The organism is Rhodanobacter denitrificans (genome assembly GCF_000230695.2).
GTDB lineage: Bacteria > Pseudomonadota > Gammaproteobacteria > Xanthomonadales > Rhodanobacteraceae > Rhodanobacter > Rhodanobacter denitrificans.
In genome coordinates this window covers 1,808,870-1,826,266 of sequence record NC_020541.1, presented here as the reverse complement: position 1 = coordinate 1,826,266, position 17,397 = coordinate 1,808,870, and the positions used below count along the sequence as shown (strand labels likewise).

General features: G+C 64.2%; 16 protein-coding genes and 2 pseudogenes. 4 read left to right on the top strand and 14 right to left on the bottom strand.

All coding sequences use genetic code 11. From position 1 onward, the window contains the following. The first annotated feature begins 191 nt into the window (after window positions 1–191). Both msrB and msrA read left to right on the top strand, forming a co-directional pair. The gene (gene msrB / locus R2APBS1_RS08210) at window positions 192–641 is read left to right on the top strand and encodes a peptide-methionine (R)-S-oxide reductase MsrB (RefSeq protein WP_015447561.1); all 450 of its coding nucleotides are present in this window, start codon (window positions 192–194) and stop codon (window positions 639–641) included. Next, window positions 638–1,147, top strand: coding sequence for a peptide-methionine (S)-S-oxide reductase MsrA (gene msrA / locus R2APBS1_RS08205; RefSeq protein WP_007508436.1), 510 nt, complete (start codon window positions 638–640; stop codon window positions 1,145–1,147). Before msrB ends, msrA begins: the two co-directional genes overlap by 4 nt. 8 nt (window positions 1,148–1,155) lie before the next feature. Here the strand turns inward: msrA and zipA are convergent, their stop codons facing one another. From zipA to R2APBS1_RS08150, 11 genes and pseudogenes are all read right to left on the bottom strand, one after another. Continuing rightward, complete coding sequence (zipA, locus tag R2APBS1_RS08200) at window positions 1,156–2,136, bottom strand: cell division protein ZipA (protein WP_007508438.1); 981 nt, start codon at window positions 2,134–2,136, stop codon at window positions 1,156–1,158. A gap of 11 nt (window positions 2,137–2,147) precedes the next feature. Continuing rightward, window positions 2,148–5,657, bottom strand: coding sequence for a chromosome segregation protein SMC (gene smc / locus R2APBS1_RS08195; protein ID WP_015447560.1), 3,510 nt, complete (start codon window positions 5,655–5,657; stop codon window positions 2,148–2,150). A gap of 136 nt (window positions 5,658–5,793) precedes the next feature. Beyond that, window positions 5,794–6,039: a BolA family protein gene (locus tag R2APBS1_RS08190; RefSeq protein ID WP_015447559.1), complete on the bottom strand. Its 246-nt coding sequence runs from the start codon at window positions 6,037–6,039 to the stop codon at window positions 5,794–5,796. 8 nt (window positions 6,040–6,047) lie between these two features. Then, a complete protein-coding gene (locus R2APBS1_RS08185) occupies window positions 6,048–6,350 on the bottom strand; it encodes a YciI family protein (protein ID WP_007508445.1) in 303 nt (100 codons plus the stop codon). A gap of 51 nt (window positions 6,351–6,401) precedes the next feature. Continuing rightward, window positions 6,402–6,896, bottom strand: a complete 495-nt coding sequence (locus R2APBS1_RS08180) for a PaaI family thioesterase (RefSeq protein WP_015447558.1) — start codon at window positions 6,894–6,896, stop codon at window positions 6,402–6,404. Beyond that, window positions 6,893–8,425, bottom strand: a complete 1,533-nt coding sequence (lysS, locus tag R2APBS1_RS08175; RefSeq protein WP_015447557.1) for a lysine--tRNA ligase — start codon at window positions 8,423–8,425, stop codon at window positions 6,893–6,895. The genes R2APBS1_RS08180 and lysS overlap by 4 nt, the downstream gene beginning before the upstream one ends. A 95-nt stretch (window positions 8,426–8,520) precedes the next feature. Continuing rightward, a complete protein-coding gene (locus R2APBS1_RS08170) occupies window positions 8,521–8,847 on the bottom strand; it encodes a hypothetical protein (protein WP_015447556.1) in 327 nt (108 codons plus the stop codon). A 41-nt stretch (window positions 8,848–8,888) separates the two neighbouring features. After that, window positions 8,889–10,014 (bottom strand): peptide chain release factor 2 gene (prfB, locus tag R2APBS1_RS08165; RefSeq protein WP_099047132.1). Its coding sequence is split into 2 segments (ribosomal slippage): window positions 8,889–9,938 and window positions 9,940–10,014, totalling 1,125 coding nucleotides; the frame shifts between segments, so codons are not numbered across the junction. 101 nt (window positions 10,015–10,115) lie between these two features. Further along, on the bottom strand, window positions 10,116–11,783 hold the full coding sequence (asnB, locus tag R2APBS1_RS08160) for an asparagine synthase B (RefSeq protein ID WP_015447554.1): 1,668 nt from the start codon (window positions 11,781–11,783) through the stop codon (window positions 10,116–10,118). Between the two features lie 463 nt (window positions 11,784–12,246). Then, the gene (locus R2APBS1_RS08155; RefSeq protein ID WP_015447553.1) at window positions 12,247–12,612 is read right to left on the bottom strand and encodes a SpoIIAA family protein; all 366 of its coding nucleotides are present in this window, start codon (window positions 12,610–12,612) and stop codon (window positions 12,247–12,249) included. A 67-nt stretch (window positions 12,613–12,679) separates the two neighbouring features. Beyond that, a pseudogene (locus tag R2APBS1_RS08150) lies at window positions 12,680–13,537 on the bottom strand (single-stranded-DNA-specific exonuclease RecJ); the annotation flags it as partial. A gap of 321 nt (window positions 13,538–13,858) precedes the next feature. On the opposite strand from R2APBS1_RS08150, the pseudogene R2APBS1_RS20510 reads away from it, so the two are divergent. After that, a pseudogene (locus tag R2APBS1_RS20510) lies at window positions 13,859–14,032 on the top strand (integrase); the annotation flags it as partial. Window positions 14,033–14,048: 16 nt separating this feature from the next. On the opposite strand, the gene R2APBS1_RS20680 reads toward R2APBS1_RS20510, so the two are convergent. The 3 genes from R2APBS1_RS20680 to R2APBS1_RS08140 are packed head-to-tail and all read right to left on the bottom strand — an operon-like array spanning window position 14,049 to window position 16,655. Continuing rightward, a complete protein-coding gene (locus R2APBS1_RS20680) occupies window positions 14,049–14,639 on the bottom strand; it encodes a DUF3267 domain-containing protein (protein ID WP_081602805.1) in 591 nt (196 codons plus the stop codon). 9 nt (window positions 14,640–14,648) lie between these two features. Continuing rightward, window positions 14,649–15,332, bottom strand: coding sequence for a DUF6998 domain-containing protein (locus R2APBS1_RS08145; protein WP_041676701.1), 684 nt, complete (start codon window positions 15,330–15,332; stop codon window positions 14,649–14,651). Window positions 15,333–15,356: 24 nt separating this feature from the next. Next, window positions 15,357–16,655 (bottom strand): hypothetical protein, encoded by a 1,299-nt coding sequence (locus tag R2APBS1_RS08140; protein WP_015447549.1) that lies wholly within the window; start codon window positions 16,653–16,655, stop codon window positions 15,357–15,359. Window positions 16,656–16,749: 94 nt separating this feature from the next. On the opposite strand from R2APBS1_RS08140, the gene R2APBS1_RS08135 reads away from it, so the two are divergent. Continuing rightward, window positions 16,750–17,385 (top strand): DUF6988 family protein, encoded by a 636-nt coding sequence (locus R2APBS1_RS08135; protein ID WP_015447548.1) that lies wholly within the window; start codon window positions 16,750–16,752, stop codon window positions 17,383–17,385. The last annotated feature ends 12 nt before the right edge of the window (window positions 17,386–17,397 follow it).

Sequence of the window (17,397 nt, the reverse complement as noted above, 5' to 3'; positions counted from 1 at the left end):
GCTGCCCTGCCCGCCCCTCGCGCGTATGCGCATGCGACAGCCAACCTGCGGCACGCACCTGTTCCGCGAAGCCCGGGATCGCAGGAGAATCAGACGTGCCCTCTTCTTCCGGCGTTTCCCCCGGCTGCCTTGATAAGCGTGCAGGAACAGCCATCTTCCACCTGTATCCGAATCACGACAGGAGGCTCCGCATGCCCCGTTACACCAGGAACCCCGAGGTGTTGTCGCGGCTCAGCACCGAACAGTACCGGGTCACCCAGCAGAGCGGCACGGAGCGTCCCGGCACCGGCGAATACCTGCACAACCAGGAGCCGGGCATCTACGTCGATGTCGTGTCGGGCGAGCCGCTGTTCGCCTCGACCGACAAGTTCGAATCGGGCTGCGGCTGGCCGAGCTTCACCCGGCCGATCGAGCCGGCCCACGTCCACGAACGGCGCGACGCCTCGCACGGCATGATCCGCACCGAAGTGCGCTCGGTGCACGGCGACAGCCACCTCGGCCACGTCTTCTCCGACGGCCCGGCCGATCGCGGCGGCTTGCGCTACTGCATCAACTCGGCCTCGCTGCGCTTCGTCCACCGCGACGACATGGCAGCCGAAGGCTATGGCGACTACCTGGACCAGGTAGAGGACGTGCGATGAGTACCGAACGCGCCATCCTGGCCGGCGGCTGTTTCTGGGGCATGCAGGACCTGATCCGCCGCCAGGACGGCGTCGTCTCGACCCGGGTCGGCTACAGCGGCGGCGACGTGCCGAATGCAACTTATCGCAACCATGGCAGCCACGCCGAGGCGATCGAGATCGTGTTCGATCCAGCGCGTATCGGCTATCGCGCGCTGCTGGAATTCTTCTTCCAGATCCACGACCCGTCCACGCCGAACCGGCAGGGCAACGACCGCGGCAGTTCCTATCGCTCGGCGATCTTCTACACGTCCGAGGAGCAGAGGCGGATCGCCGAGGACACCATTGCCGACGTGGACGCCTCGGGCCTGTGGCCCGACAAGGTGGTGACGGAAGTGGCGCCGGCCGGCGATTTCTGGGAAGCCGAGCCGGAGCACCAGGACTACCTGGAACGCTATCCCGACGGCTACACCTGCCACTTCATCCGGCCGGGCTGGAAACTGCCCCGCCGCCAGAAGGCCGGCTGACCGGGGCATCAGCGCCCGAAGATGATTTCCTTGCCTTCGTGGTCGCGATCCCAGCCGCGCAACTGGTCGCGGATGTGGGCGATGCGCTGGCGGCCGAGCGCATTGCGCTCCTCGTCCAGCACCTGGCCGTCCAGCAGTTCGGCCAACCGTTGCGCCGTGGGCAGCATGGCATCCCACGCGTCCAGCGCAGGCAGCGGTGCCGGCAGGGTCATGAAGAAGCTCACCCCGGGCGTGCGCAAGGCATCCAGCCGTGCCAAGTCGAAATTGCCGGGCTTGAGCATGTTGGCGACACTGAAGATCGGCCCCAGCTCGCGCTTGCCGTCGACCAGGCGGTGGTAGATGCCCATGTCGCCGAATTCCAGGCCGGCTTTCTCGGCAGCGACGACGAGGTCCGGCCCGTGGAAACGCCCGCCGTCGCGGGCCACCACGAACAAGGTGACGATGCGCTCCACCGGCAGCTGGGGTGGGCGGCGGCCAAGGTCGGAGCGCGGCGGTATTCCGGAGGCTGGCGTGGCCACGGACGCCGTCGCCGGCGCGGGAGCTTCCTCTGCGGCGGGCGAGAGGTCCGCCGCGACTACCGGCTCGCCGGAACTGGGTGCGCGCAAGGCATCGATGATCGAGGCGACATGGTCGGCCAGCTTGGGTTGCTGCCTGGGCCTGCCCCTCGGTGCCGCGGCGGGTAGCGGAGCCTTGGCGCGCTCGCCGGACAGGGTGGCGCCCAGCCGTTCGAGTTCCTCGCGCAGACCCACCTCGAGTTCGCCCTGCTGCGGCCGCGCATCGCCGATGAACGGTTCACCCGCAACCGGCTCGCTGCCCGGTTCGCCCAGGGTAGGTTCGCGGCGCTCGCCAGCGTGCGGGTCCATCACTGTCCTGCGCCTGCCCTGTTCCTTCTTCGGCTGACCGAACAGCCAGATCAGCGCCAGCACGATCACCCCGACGATCAGCATCGGGACGCCGACGGCAGGGTTCCAGGCAAAGGCGATCGTCATCATGGGCTCCTTCAGGCAGCTCCCGCCAGTTTAGCCGCTTCGGCCAAGTCCACCTGCACCAGCCGCGACACGCCGGGCTCGCGCATGGTCACGCCGCACAGCTGGGTGGCCGCTTCCATTGTCGCCTTGTTGTGGCTGATGAAGATGAACTGCACTTTCTCGCTCATCTCGCGCACCATGCTGGAGAAGCGTCCCACGTTCGCCTCGTCCAGCGGCGCGTCCACCTCGTCGAGCAGGCAGAACGGCGCCGGATTGAGGCTGAAGATCGCGAACACCAGCGACACCGCGGTCAGCGCCTTCTCGCCGCCGGACAGCAGGGTGATGTTGGATACGCGCTTGCCCGGCGGCCGCGCCATGATCGACACGCCGGTATTGAGCAGGTCGTCACCGGTCAGTTCCAGGTAGGCATGGCCGCCGCCGAACAGGCGCGGGAACAGTTCCTGCACGCCGGCGTTGACCTTGTCGAAGGTTTCCTTGAAGCGCTGGCGGGTCTCGCGGTCGATCTTCTTGATCGCGCCTTCCAGCGTCTCCATCGCACTGACCAGATCGGCCAGCTGGTTGTCCAGGTAGGTCTTGCGCTCGCTCTGCTCGGCATGTTCCTGGATCGCGGCGAGGTTCACCGGCTCCAGCCGCGCAATCTTCTGGCCGATGTCGTTGAGCTGCTGGCGCCACTGGTTGGCGTCGATGTCCTCGGCCAGTTCGGCCAGCAGGGTCTCCAGTTCCAAACCGGACGCAGTGATCGCCGCCGCCAGCTGCTCGGCGCGCAGTTGCAGCGCCTGGGCGGCGAGGCGCTTCTCGGACAGATTCTCGCGCAAGCTGGCCAGGCCCTGCTCCGCCAGATGCCGCTGCTGTTCGAGCTTGCGGAATTCGACGTCGCAATCCTCCAGTGCGCGACGCGCCTCGACCAGCTGCTTGTCGACCAGCAGGCGCTGGTCCAGGTAGGCCTGCCGTTCGGCTTCGAGTTCGGCGATCGGATCGGAGCCGGCGGCGAGCTGTTCGGTGATCTCGTTGCGGCGCGCCTCGATCTGGCGCAACTGGGCGTCCATGCGGCCCAGCGCCTGCTCCAGCGAGCTCAGCGAGGATCGCTTCGACTCCAGCGCCAGCGCCAGCGCATGCGACTGCTCGGCCGCCTCGCGCGCGTTCATGCGCGCCTCTTCGCGCGCTTCGAGCAGCGCGCGGCGTTCGTTTTCCAGTTCGCGACGCTGGTCTTCCAGGTCGCCCATCAGGCCAACCGATTCGTCCAGCCGCGCGCGGGCCTCGCGGGTCTGATTCTGCAGTTCGTCGAGCTGGGCCGCCAGATCGTTCAGCTCGCCGCTGACCTTCTCGGCACGCGCGCGCGCGGTTTCCAGCTTGCCGCGATGACTCTGCAGCTGACCGGCCAGTTCGGACTGGCGGCGATGCGCGTTGTACAGCTCGCGCTGCGCGTCGTCGCGTGCGCGCTCGGCCTCGAACTTGCTGGTACGCAGCGTGTCGAGCCGTTCGCCGGATTCCTCCAATTGCGCTTCCAGCGTGGCAACCTGCTCGATGAGCAGGCGCAGTTCGCGCTCGCGCGCCAGCACACCGACCTGGCTGCCCTGCGCACGCCGCACCCGTGCCCAGCCCGAGCCCAGCCATTCGCCGCCGCGGGTGATCACCGACTGGTACGGCGCCAGCGCGGACAGCGAGGTCACGCGCTGGTGCGCCTCGCCCAGCGATTCGGCGGTGAGCACGTGGCCGAGGATCGCCAGCGCAGCGGCGGGCCCGCGCACGTGGGCAGCCAGTGTGCCGGCGGTGTTGGCGCCGCCGTCGGCGGCGTCGAGCAGCGCAACGTCGGCGTTCTCCAGCGCTTTGAATTCGGCGGCCAGCGCATGCGCGCCGTCGACCAGCACGCTGTCAAGGAAGCCGCTCAGCGCAGTTTCCACCGCCGTTTCCCAGCCAGCCTCGACCTGCAGCGATTCACCCAGGCGACGCGAGCGGTCCAACCCCAGCCGCGCCAGCCAGCCGCTGGCGGCGCTTTCTTCCTGGCCCAGCGCGGCGTGCTGCAACGCCTCCAGCGAGGCGTGCCGGCCGCGTGCCGCCTGCAGCTGCTGGCGCGCCTCGTTCAGCGCCGACTGCACCTGGCGTTCTTCCTCCAGCACCTTCTCGTGACCAGACTTGTGCTGGTCGAGCAGGTTGCCCAGGGTTTCCACGCGTTCGCACTGGGTCTCGTGCTCGTCGATCAATTGTTGGCCGGCGGCGTCCAGCGCGGCCACGTCAGTGGCCTTCTGCTCGGCTTCCAGCGCCTCACGCCGGCGCGACAGGTCGATCGCCTGGCGGTCGAGATAATTGAGCTTGGTGCGTTCCACCTCGGCCGCGCGGTTGGATTCGCCGGCGTTGCGGGTGTGGCTGTCCCAGCGCTGCTGCCAGTCGGCCAGCTTCGCCTCGGTGCTGCGCTGAACTTCGATGGTGTCGTCCTGCAACTGCTGCAGGGCCTCGAGTTTCGGCTCGCCTTCGGCCAGCGCCAGGCGCAGCACCTCGACCTGCTCGCGGTCGGTGGCGATGTGCGCGGCCAGCTCGGCGTGCTCGCGCTCGGCATCGCCGTGGGCGCGCTGCAGGCGATCGGCGGTTTCCTTGTTGTAGCGAACCTGCTGCTCGACCCGGGCAATCTCGGCGCCGACCTTGTACACCTCGGCCTGTACCGCGTTCAGGTGTTCGCTGGCGTCGGTGTGGCGCTCGCGCACGCTTTCCAGTTGCGCCTCGATCTGGCGCTGGCCGGCCAGCTGCTTCTCGATCTCGATCTCGGCGGCGGAGAGCACTTCGCCTTCGCCGTCGTGCTGGCTCTTCAGGCCGCGGTATTCCAGCGCGCGCAACTCGGCTTCCTTGCGCGTCTGCTCTTCCTTCAAGGCCTTCCAGCGTTCGGCCGCACGGGCCTGGCGGTTCAGGTGTTCGAGCTGCTTGTCCACCTCGTCGCGCACGTCGCGCACGCGGTCGAGGTTTTCGCGGGTGGCCTTGATGCGGCTCTCGGTTTCCTTGCGGCGTTCCTTGTACTTGGAGATGCCGGCGGCCTCTTCCAGGTGCGTGCGCAGTTCTTCCGGGTGCGCCTCGATGATCTGGCTGATCATGCCCTGCTCGATGATCGAGTAGCTGCGCGGGCCGAGGCCGGTACCGAGGAACAGGTCGGTGATGTCGCGCCGGCGGCAGCGCGCGCCGTTGAGGAAATAGGCGGACTGGCCGTCGCGGGTAACCTGGCGCTTCACCGAGATCTCGGCGTACTGGCCGTATTCGCCCTGGATCGAACCGTCGGCGTTGTCGAAGATCAGCTCGACCGTGGCCTGCCCCACCGGCTTGCGGGTGTTGGAGCCGGAGAAGATCACGTCGGTCAGCGAATCGCCGCGCAGGCGGCTGGCCGCACTCTCGCCCATCACCCAGCGGATCGCGTCGATGATGTTGGATTTGCCGCAACCGTTCGGGCCGACCACGCCGATCATGTTGCTCGGCAGGTGCAGGGTGGTCGGGTCCACGAAGGACTTGAAACCGGCGAGTTTGATCGTGGTCAGGCGCATGCGGTCATCAATGGGTCATCGGTAGTGCCCGCACAGTCCGGGCGACAAGTCACTGTGCCAAACGCGGGACGGCGCTGCAATGCGTTTCCGCATGAAGTAATAGCTGAAGGATTCAATATAACTTATTGTTTGAAAGCTATTTGTTTTTTGCGTCGATTGACAGTGCGTGGATTCCGTTATCCATCAGCCCATCCAGCGCCGCATAAACCAGGCGATGGCGGCGGATCGGCAACAGCCCGGCGAACGCGGGGCTGACGATGCGCACGTGGAAATGGCCCCTGCCCTCGCCGGCATGCCCGGCATGCAGGTGGCCTTCGTCGACGATTTCCAGCTCGGTCGGCGCCAGGGCCTGGGTCAGGCGCTGGCGGATTTGTTCGATCATCGCCTCGCTCACACCGGCAAGGCCTTGCGGAACGGCTTGATCTGCACCTCGGCATAGACGCCAGCCGCCACATAGGGGTCGGCATCGGCCCAGGCGCGGGCCTCGGCCAGCGACGGGAACTCGGCCAGGATCAGGCTGCCGCTGAAGCCGGCCGGGCCCGGATCTTCGGACTCGATCGCCGGGAACGCGCCGGCCACGAACAGCCGCCCCTCGTCCAGCAGCGCCTGCAAGCGCGCGATATGCGCCGGACGCACGCCCTTGCGCTTCTCCAGCGAGTCGGCAACGTCCGTTCCGAGGATGGCAAACCACATGATGCAGGCTCCGGGCTTCGGCGAAACCGCAAGTTTAACCCACGCCGCCGCTCAGGCGTTCCGCGCGGCCGCAGCCAGCTGCGCCGTGTCGACGCGCACGAAGACCGAATCGCCCAGCGCGGTCATCACCTCGCCGGCGTAAACCTCGCACAGCACGCGGGTCTTGCGCCCGACCTCGCCCTCGACGCGTGCCTTCAGCGTCAACGGCACGTCCATCGGCGTGGGTTTGAGGAACCTGATGCCGAGGCTGCCGGTGGCGCAGTCGATGCGCGGCTTGCTGTCCGGCGCGCGATGCTCGGCACGGTAGTGGTAGGCCATCGCGGTCCAATTGGAATGGCAGTCCACCAGCATCGCGATCAGGCCACCGTAGACCAGCCCCGGCCAGCCGTGGAAATCGGCGCCCGGCAGATGGGTGCTCACCACGTGCACGCCGTCCTCGTGCCAGTGGCTCTTGATGTGCAGGCCATGCGGATGGGCGCTGCCGCAGCCGTAGCAAACGCCGTCGGGTGCGGCCAGGTCCTGCAGCGCGGGCGTGTCGACACTCACGCCTCCGGCCGCATGTACGGAAACAGCAGCACGTCGCGGATCGAGGACGAGCCGGTCAGCAGCATCACCAGCCGGTCGATGCCGATGCCGAGCCCGCCAGTGGGCGGCAGGCCCACTTCCAGTGCGCGGATGTAGTCGGCATCGAAATGCATCGCCTCGTCGTCGCCGGCGTCCTTGGCGTCGACCTGGGCCTGGAAGCGCGCGGCCTGGTCCTCCGGGTCGTTCAACTCGGAGAAACCATTGGCGATCTCCTTGCCGCCGACGAACAGCTCGAAGCGGTCGGTGATGCCCTTGTCGGTGTCGCTCTCGCGCGCCAGCGGCGACACCTCCACCGGATGGTCGGTGATGAAGGTGGGCTGGATCAGGGTGTGTTCGACGGTCTTCTCGAAGATTTCCAGCAACAGCTTGCCCCAGCCGTAGCCGGGCTTGACCTGCACGCCCAGGCGCCTGGCATGCGCGGCCATCGCCTCGCGGTCGCGCAGTTCCTCGCGCCGGATCCCGGGGTTGTGTTCCAGCACGGCGTCTTCCATGCGCCAGCGGCGGAACGCCGGGCCGACGTCGATCGCGGCGCCGTCCCATTCCAGCTGCGTGGTGCCCAGCACGGCCTGCGCGGTGTCGCGGATCACCGCCTCGGTGAGGTCCATGATCTCGTGGTAGGTCGCGTAGGCCTGGTACAGCTCCAGCATGGTGAATTCGGGGTTGTGCCGGGTCGACACGCCCTCGTTGCGGAAGTTGCGGTTGATCTCGTAGACGCGGTCGAAGCCGCCCACGACCAGGCGCTTGAGATAAAGCTCCGGCGCCACGCGCAGGTACAGGTCCAGATCCAGCGCGTTGTGATGGGTGACGAACGGCTTGGCCGTGGCACCACCGGGAATCACGTGCATCATCGGCGTCTCCACTTCCATGAAGCGGCGCGACGGCGCTTCCAGCCACTGGCGCATGAAGCCGATGATCTTCGAGCGCAGCATGAAGGTGCGCCGCGCCTCCTCGGTGACGATCAGGTCGACGTAACGCTGGCGATAGCGCTGCTCCACGTCGGCCAGACCATGGAACTTGTCCGGCAGCGGGCGCAGGCTCTTGGTCAGCAGGCGCAGCCGGTCGACCCGGACGGAAAGCTCGCCGGTCTTGGTGCGCATCAGCACGCCTTCGGCGCCCACGATGTCACCCACGTCCCAGCCCTTGAACGCCTCGTAGGCCTCGCCCAGCGTGCCCTGGTGGATGAACAGCTGGATGCGCCCGCTGAAATCCTGCAGCTGCACGAAGCTGACCTTGCCCTGCACGCGCTTGAGCACGATGCGCCCGGCCATCTTCACCCGGCGCACGGCAGCCTCGACCGCCTCGGCCGTGTGCACGTCCTTGTCGGCGAACTCGGTCTGCAAATCACCGGCGAAGCTGTCGACCTTGAAGTCGTTCGGGAACGCAATGCCTTGCCCGCGCAGCGCCTTCAGTTTCTCGCGACGCTCGGCAACGAGTCGATTGACGTCCGGCTTGTTCTCGTCGACGGGCTGGGTATCGGTCGCTTCGCTCATGGATGGTTCCGTGGCTGCCGGCGTGCGCCGGGCAGCGAATGTCTCGTGGATGTGCCAGTGATGGGTCGGGGGAAAAGCGGCGTGCCCGCAGGTACTCAACCGTCCTTGCCGAACACCTGCTTCACCGCGTGCTTGGTGGCGTCCCAGCCCTCGCGTGCGCCATGACCGACGGCGATGCCGGCCTTCTTCGCGCCGTGGCCGATGCCGGTGCCGGCCTCCTTCGCGCCATGCCCGATCTTCTTGGCGACATGCTTGGTGGCGTGGCCGACATCCCGGGCGCCATCGGCGACGCCGTGGCCGACCGCCTTGGCATCCTGCTTGATGCCCTGGCCGGCACTGCCTTGCTGCGACTGCGCTGCGGCGCCGAACGCCGCCAGCGCGGCAAAGGTGATCAGGATCGCGCAGATCTTCTGGCTGTTCATGCGGGCACCTCGTCAGTGGGCGGAGCGGAAGGAATCAGGCGTTACGCATCGGCGCGCTTGGCACCGGCTTCGAGGCCGGATTTCAGGCTGGCCTCGATGAACTCGTCGAGATCGCCGTCCAGCACCTTCTGGGTGTCCGAGCGCTCGATGCCGGTGCGCAGGTCCTTGATGCGGCTCTGGTCCAGCACGTAGTTGCGGATCTGGCTGCCCCAGCCGATGTCGGACTTGGTCGCTTCCAGCGCATCCTTCTCCGCATTGCGCTTCTGGATCTCCAGTTCGTACAGCTTGGCGGCCAGCATCTTCATCGCGGTGTCGCGGTTCTGGTGCTGGCTGCGGCCAGTCTGGCAGGCCACCACGGTGTTGGTCGGGATATGCGTGATGCGCACCGCCGACTCGGTCTTGTTGACGTGCTGGCCGCCGGCACCGGACGAACGGTAGACGTCGGTACGCAGGTCGGCCGGGTTGATCTCGATGTCGATGTCGTCGTCGACTTCCGGCGAGACGAATACCGAGGTGAAGCTGGTATGCCGGCGGTTGTCCGAATCGAACGGGCTCTTGCGCACCAGCCGGTGCACGCCGATCTCGGTCTTCAGCCAGCCGTAGGCGTAATCGCCTTCCACGCGGAACGTGGCGGACTTGATGCCGGCCACGTCGCCGCCGCTGACCTCCATCAACTCGGTCTTCCAGCCGCGCGATTCGCACCAGCGCAGGTACATGCGCAGCAGCATCTCGGCCCAGTCCTGCGCCTCGGTGCCGCCGGCGCCGGCCTGGATGTCGACGAACGCGTTCATCGCGTCCATCTTGCCGGAGAACATGCGCTGGAACTCCAGCTTGCCGACCTGTGCCTCGAGCTTGGCCAGGTCGTCGGTCACCGATCGCGCAGTGTCGTCGTCGCCGTCGGCGATCGCCATCTCCAGCAGGTCGCCGGCGTCATTCAGCCCGGCAGTCAGCGTGTCGATGCCGTGGACGATGGTGTGCAGGCGGGCACGCTCGCGGCCCAGTTCCTGCGCGCGTGCCGGGTCGTCCCACACGGTGGGGCTTTCCAGTTCACGGGTTACTTCTTCCAGACGCTCGCTTTTCGCAGCGTAGTCAAAGATACCCCCTAAGCGACTCGACCCGGCCACGAAGGTCGGCGATCTGCGCATGGATGGGATTGGTCTCGATCATGTCGGTATCAGGGTTGGATGCAAGCGCTCTAGGATAACAGACGCCCCCGTGCGGACGCACCGCCGCGCCAGCAGCGACACGACTGATCATGGTGTCGTGGTTCAGGCCAGCGCCTGCTGATGCACGCCCTTGACCGCCCGCCCCGACGGATCGGCTGCATTCGCGAACGCCGGATCCCACGCCAGCGCCGCCGGCGAGGAACAGGCGATCGACTTGCCGCCGGGCACGGTCGCGGCGCAGGCCTCGCCGGGGAAGTGCTGCTCGAAGATGCGCCGGTAGAAGTACGCCTCCTTGGTCGCCGGCGTGTTGAACGGGTAGCGCGCCGCCGCCGCGGCGAACTCGCGATCGCTGACCGCCTGCTCCGCGTGCGCCTTCAGCCCGTCGATCCAGCCGTAGCCCACGCCGTCGCTGAACTGCTCCTTTTGCCGCCACAGGATCGCATCAGGCAGCGCGCCGTCGAACGCCTCGCGCAGCACCGCCTTCTCGATGCGGCCCTGCCCGGCCATCTTGTGCGCGGCGTCCAAGCCCATTGCCACGTCGATGAACTCCAGGTCGAGGAACGGCACGCGGGCCTCCACGCCCCACGCCATCATCGCCTTGTTCGCGCGCAGGCAGTCGTAGCTGTGCAGCGCGTCGAGCTTGCGCACGGTCTCCTCGTGGAAAGCCTCGGCCGATGGCGCCTTGTGGAAGTACAGGTAGCCGCCGAAGATCTCGTCCGAGCCCTCGCCGGACAGCACCATCTTCACGCCCATCGCCTTGATCCGCCGCGCCAGCAGGTACATCGGCGTGGCGGCGCGGATGGTGGTGACGTCGTAGGTCTCGATGTGGCGGATCACTTCGGGCAAGGCATCCAGACCCTCCCAGAACGTGTAGACGAAGCCGTGGTGCACGGTGCCCAGCGCGTCGGCGGCGACCTGCGCCGCGGCCAGGTCGGGCGAGCCGTCCAGTCCGATCGCGAACGAATGCAGGCGCGGCCACCAGGCCTCGCTGCGGTCGTCGTCCTCAACCCGCTCGCGCGCGAACTGCGCGGCGCAGGCGGCGACCAGCGACGAGTCCAAGCCGCCGGAAAGCAGTATCCCATACGGCACGTCGGTCATCAGCTGGCGATGTACGGCCTGCTCGAACGCCTTGCGCAAGGCCGGAGCAGACACGTCATGGCCACGCGTGGCGGCATAGTCGCGCCATGGCCTGGCGTAGTAGCCGCGCAGCCCGCCGCTGGCGCTGTCGTAGACGTGGCCGGGCGGGAACGGCGCCACGTCGGCGCATACGCCGACCAGCGCCTTCATCTCCGACGCCACGCACAGGCGGCCTTGCGCGTCGTGACCCCAGTACAACGGGCAGACGCCGATCGGATCGCGTGCGACCAGGTAGCGCTGCGCCTCGCCGTCCCACAGCGCGAAGGCGAAGATGCCGTTGAGCTTGCCCACGAAGTCGCTGCCCTGCTCGCGATACAGCGCGTTGATCACCTCGCAGTCCGAGCCGGTGGTGAAGTCGTAGTCGCTGGCTGTGCGCAGTTCGCGGTGGTTGTAGATCTCGCCGTTCACCGCCAGCGCCAGCGCGCCGTCGCGCGAACGCAGCGGCTGCGCGCCGCTGGCCGGGTCGACGATGGCCAGCCGTTCGTGCACCAGGATCACCCCGGCGTCGACGAACACCCCGCTCCAGTCCGGCCCGCGATGGCGCTGGCGCTGCGACAGTTCCAGCGCCTGCCGGCGCAGCGCCGCCAGGTCGTCGCCCGGCTGCAGGTCGAACATTCCGAAAATCGAGCACATGGTGGGGGTTCCTCGGTTACTGGTGGTGGGTACCGCTCTTCTTGAAAGTCGGCCATGGATGGCCGGGTTTTGCTCTTGCGCGGATGGAGCCGCGCACAAATCAAGCACCGGAAACGACGAAGGCCCGCATCAAGCGGGCCTTCGTCGCGTTTGTTTCGTGGAGACTTGCAGCTACGCGCGGGCCCGCCAATGGTTGGCGTTATTGTTCGCGCGATTATTGTTGTTGCCGGCCAGCACTAAGCCCCGCGCGGAAGGCGCGGTGAGGTTCAGACGGCTGGCGGCGGCGGGGTGCATGGGCCAACTTGAGCAGATTCGCCGGCGCTTGGCAAGCGCGGGTACGGTCAAGTCGCCGTAGGAGCCCGCCCGCGGGCGATGCTTTTGGGCTTGGGCTCAAGATTCGGGATTCGGGATTCGCAAAAAGCCAGAGCATCGCCCGCGGGCGGGCTCCTACCACAGGGCGAGATCAGGGAGCCGTGATCCAGCGGGTGGCTTCCTCGATGTCCGCACCGTGGAACAGGCGGAATTGCGCCGGGATGGCAAAGCTGAACGCCATCGCGGTACCGCGCAGCCAGACCACGTCGGTGACCAGTGCGACGCGGTCCCAGCCGCTGAAATGGCGCAGGCTCAGCTTGGCGTCATCCCACATCGCGCCCGGGTCGAAGCCGGTGAAGTCATCGGCGGTGACATACAGCAGGCGCAGCTTGCGATTGAGCGCGAACGCCGCCTCGACGTCCGGCACGACGATGTTCTCGTAATCTTCCGCCGTCACCTGGCCATGGGCGCGAAAACCCAGCGTACCGGGCGGCAGTCCTTCGATCAGTGCGATCACGGGCGTTCTCCATGAGCGGGGCGAACGCCAGTCTGGAACGGGCCGCGTGAAAAACGCGCAAGCGGCATCAGGCCGGTTCGATGTGCCGCAGCAGCAGTCGTGGCGTCTCGCGCCCCTGCCAGTCGTTGATGGTCAGCTCGTAGACCGCGCGCAGCCGCGATGGCGGCGGCTGGCCGTGATACGCGTTGAACATCACCGCATCATGCAGGGCGCCGTCGCGCGGGTCGCGCAATTGCAGGCGCAGGTGACTCTCGCCCATCAGCTTCCAGCCGGCGCAATCGAACAGGTTGTCGAACAGCGGTTCGGGGAAGGCCTGGCCCCACGGCCCCGCGGCGCGCAGCTGTCGGGCCAGCCCCAGCGTGGCGGCGCCGGGCGGCAGCTCGCCGTCGGTGTAGAGCACCGCCTGCAGGCGCTCGGGCTCGATCAGCTCGCGCGCGATCGCATCGAAGGCGGCGGCGAAGCGCGGGTAGTCGGCGCTCCTGAGGCTCAGCCCCGCGGCCATCGCGTGGCCGCCGAAGCGTTCGATCAAGCCGGGCTGGCGCGCGTCGATCGCGGCCAGCGCGTCGCGGATGTGGAAACCAGGGATCGAGCGCGCCGAGCCACGCAGGTTTTCGGTGTCGTCCTCACCGGCTGGCGCGAAGGCGATTACCGGGCGGTGCAAGCGCTCCTTCAGCTTGGAGGCGACCAGCCCAACCACGCCGGCATGCCACGACGGCTCGAACAGCGCCACGCCGACGGCGTCGACATGACCCAGGCCAGCCACCATCACCTCGGCCTCGGCCACCATCGAGGCCTGCAGCTCACGCCGCTCGCGGTTGATCGCGTCGAGCTGCTCGGCATGGCGGCGCGCCTGCGCCACGTCGTCGGTGAGCAGGCATTCCACGCCCAGGCGCATGTCTTCCAGCCGCCCCGCCGCGTTCATGCGCGACATGTGAGGCTGACTTGGACAGGAAAACAGCCAAGTCTTAGGCAGAACCGTAGCTTGGGGGCCACGTACCTTCCGTGCAAAAAGTGCCGTTTTTAGAATCCAATAAAATCAATTAGTTACAAGTAATTTTAGTAAAATATTTAGTTAATTCAATAAGCTATGGTGTGCGCGACTTCAGCTGGACGCACCACGCGGTTTTCTCTTCCTGATCGTCGGCTTGATCTTCGCGTCCGCAGGAATGCTATCTAACTTTGCTTGTAGCGCCACTTCCCGTTGCGTACTGGCTTTCAATGCGTGCTGTGCCGCCAGTAACGCCGCCGGAAGACCGCGATCGTGCGCATCGGATTGGAGGCGCTCATCGATACGTGCGATGACACGTTGGAAGGGTTGCGCGATCGTGCCCTGCTCTACTTTGCGTTCGCCAGCGGTGGCCGGCGCCGCAGTGAAGTCGCCGCCGCGGATCTGAGTGATCTTCGCCTGATCGGATCGGACCGGTGGCCTTTCTCTTTTAGGGAAGCGCCTTTTCCGGTGTCCAGTCGAATCCGTCTTTTCCGTCTTGCACTTGCTTAGCTCCGAGACGTAACGCTTGAATTGCTGTCTCGATGTCATAAAAAGAACCAATTAAGTTCCCTGCGGTCAAGCCAAATATAAACATTTTCCAAAGCTCAGGAACACAGAATGAAAGTATGAGGCCACCAAGTCCCAAGATGAAAAAGGGTACTAGACGATGGACAACAAATCGCTGGATTGAGAGTGGACCAAGGTACCCAACCCAGGGATTCTTTATTGGCCCAACGACGTTAGACCATCCCCAGATTGTCTGTGGACCACACCCAAAATTCGGTAGGCACACAGCATGAAGAGCCTCATGCAATGGCAGTCCGACCACGCCGCCCAAAGCAATCAGAAGAACCCAGAGCCAAAAGCTGTGCAGTTGCCCTCCTTCATTCTTGATTTGATCTCCAAGAAGCACTAACGCGTATAGGATTGCGATGAAGAGGAGAAAAACCAATGCCCAACGCTTCCATCCGAACTTGAATACGAACTTCGTCCAACCATCGGGTGTTACCGTCGTGGGCGCTTCCGGTAAATATTCCATCCTGTCCTCCTAGATTGTTGAACGTCCATCAAGCGCTTTCACTGCCTCGATCACCATGCTGCCCAACTGCCGCGTGTTGTAGGGATTGCCACGGCCGTTCAATAGGCTAAGTCCTAACTTGCCCGCAAGGGTTCGAAGGGACGGTTTGGCCGGCACTTTTGGTGTGCCCAACTCTCGGACATCAATCGTCCCGCTTTCGAGCTCTGTCACAACGAAGCCTTCGTAAGCTGCGCTTCTAACCACCTTCTCATCGGTGCTCTGGCTTTTAGGCCTTTCCAGCTTTGCGAGGTTGATGGACAGCACTTTTCCTGTGCCTTCCCTCATCAGTGCTCTTGCTTCATCGATCTTCGCATTGAGCAAGATTTCCACCTGCATTTCATCCGTGTTGACGCGAAGAATGATCACGCGGTCTACCAAGCTCAGGGTATTGGTATTGAAGTTGACCAAGCCCCCTCTGGTCGTGCCGGTGGTTTTGACACTGATTCGCTCACCATCTGCACTGACCACGTCATAGCCGTGTTGGTTGACTTGGAGCGCCATTTGACCGTTGGTGATGGTGCAAGCGTAGAGCTCACCAATGCGGCCACACAGGTGCCGGAGCTCAGTGACAGGCACACCCCAAGAAATCTCCCGCTCCAGCCAGGCAAGGGCTTCCCCGAGGCTCTGGATTTGCTGCATCTGAGTAAGTGCCACGGTCCTTCCCCTGTCTACAGTCGCTTACTGATTCGCCCGCTTGCTCCGGATCAACATCTCGTAGTTCAAGAAGCATTTGATGACGTGATGCAAATAGTGGATTTCGCGAAACACTTGCAAGATCAAGCGGACGAACGCAAGGAACGTCATGGTCTGGGCCTTGTCTTGGCGGATGCCGTCTTTGTCAGGGAAGTACCTAATCAGCTGACTTCCTTCGTCGTACTCCGTGATGTGATGGGCTATCGCGTTGCGGATGCCGGCATTGACAGCGTCACGACCAAAGTTGAACCAACAATCATCGAGGTATTTGAACTTCTCGGTGAGGGTCTTCTCTGCAAACTTGTCCAGTGAGCTAAGCCCTGGACCGTCTTTTGTCGCAGCAAACGTGTTGTAGTCTCCGCGATTGATCAAATTGTTGATACCAGCCACCAAGATCAGTTGACGACCAAGAATCTCACAGAGGTCCTTGTACAAATCCTTATAGACCGGGAAATCGCTGGTTGAGACCCGGCCTGCAATCATCTGCTCCTCAGATTCGTTGACGAAGTCCAGAAATATTGCGGGACGCAGAGCAATCTCGGCTGTGTAAATTTCTGGATAGACTTCCAAACTGTCTCGCTGAATGTTTAGCAAGAATCCGGTGTCAATGATGTTCGCCATGAATGCTTCGAAAGCCTCCGGCATGTTCTGAGCTAGTCCCCTGATCATGTCAGTAGTCGCCTCTACAAAATCACGAACGGACTCGTGATGGATAAGAGGCTTGAAGCAATGACTGACAAGCGTGTAGAGCGCTGCATTTACATCCTGCGGCAAGAGTGACGGTCCAAGGTTTCTATCAAGAAGCTGCTCCACTCGCTTTTTGAAAAGCTGCTTGTTCTTTCCAAAATACAGTCGAATTGCGGTCTTCACTTCATCGGATTTGTCCGAAAATTCGTTCAGGCGGTCAAGTTTTTCATTGAACAAATGGAGTGCCGCGTGCGCCTGCATTGCATCGCCTTGCCCTGCCTCTATGCGCCCCATTGCTGCCATGAACGGAGTCAGGCCCATCACGTACTGTCCAAAGGCCACGGGAAAGTCGAGGTGTAGGTCAACGAATGGGTTTCGCCCGTCGAACAAACCGTACTGGTGACCCTCACGTGGCTCACAGTTCTTGAATGTGAGCTCGTAACCAGGCGCGTTCGTGATATCGAGAGTCAGCTCAATGGGAGTCGTACAGTGTGGACAAGAAAATTGCAGCTGTTGGATTCTTCGGTTTGAAAACCCGATTCGACAGTCCGTATCACCATCGCAAGTCAGGCACGTCAGCACCAGGTTGGAGTTCATTCGACGTCATCCATGAGTAATCGCTGTATCTGCGTGAGTACCACTGACTTTCCCCTGTTCGTTTCCTTGGCCGATGTCGTCTAACATCCGAACCATGCCGAACACTTTAGCCGAAACCCTCCTCCTCACCGAACGCTTTGAGCAAGACATGGAAGCTGTCCTTGCCGACAACCGGAGTGACGGAACTCCACGCGCAACCGTGACCGGCATCTACATGGCTCTGTCTCTCGATCACTGGAGGGCCATCCGGGCGCTTTTTGCTGACGGCCACCTAGTATCAGCATTCGTGCTCTTGCGTTGTCAGTACGAAGCAACGGTCAGAGCTTTTTGGTTTCACTTTGCTGCATCAGATGAAAAGGTGCAGCGCTTTACCACCATCCAAGCTGAGGATGGAGTCTTGAAAGAGCCCTCCGCCAAGACCATCGCCGAGATGATCAAAGCCATGGCTGGAAAGGCTCCGGCACAGGTCTGCCGACAGCTCCAAGAATTCAACGACTCGTCGCTCAAGCCTCTCAACTCCTATGTGCATGGTGGACACTATGCGGCTCTTGGTGAGCGCGCCATGCCAGAGAGCCAGAGAATCTTAATGCTACGGCACGCCAACGGCCTCGCCGGCATGATGGCAATGCTTTCGGGCGTTGGCTCTGGTGATGTGGGTCTCACAAGAAGAGTGATCCAAGTGCAGCTGGCCCACCTGCCCTGCTTGCCAGAGATGGTCAAGGGCAGCTGAGGTGGTCTGCCA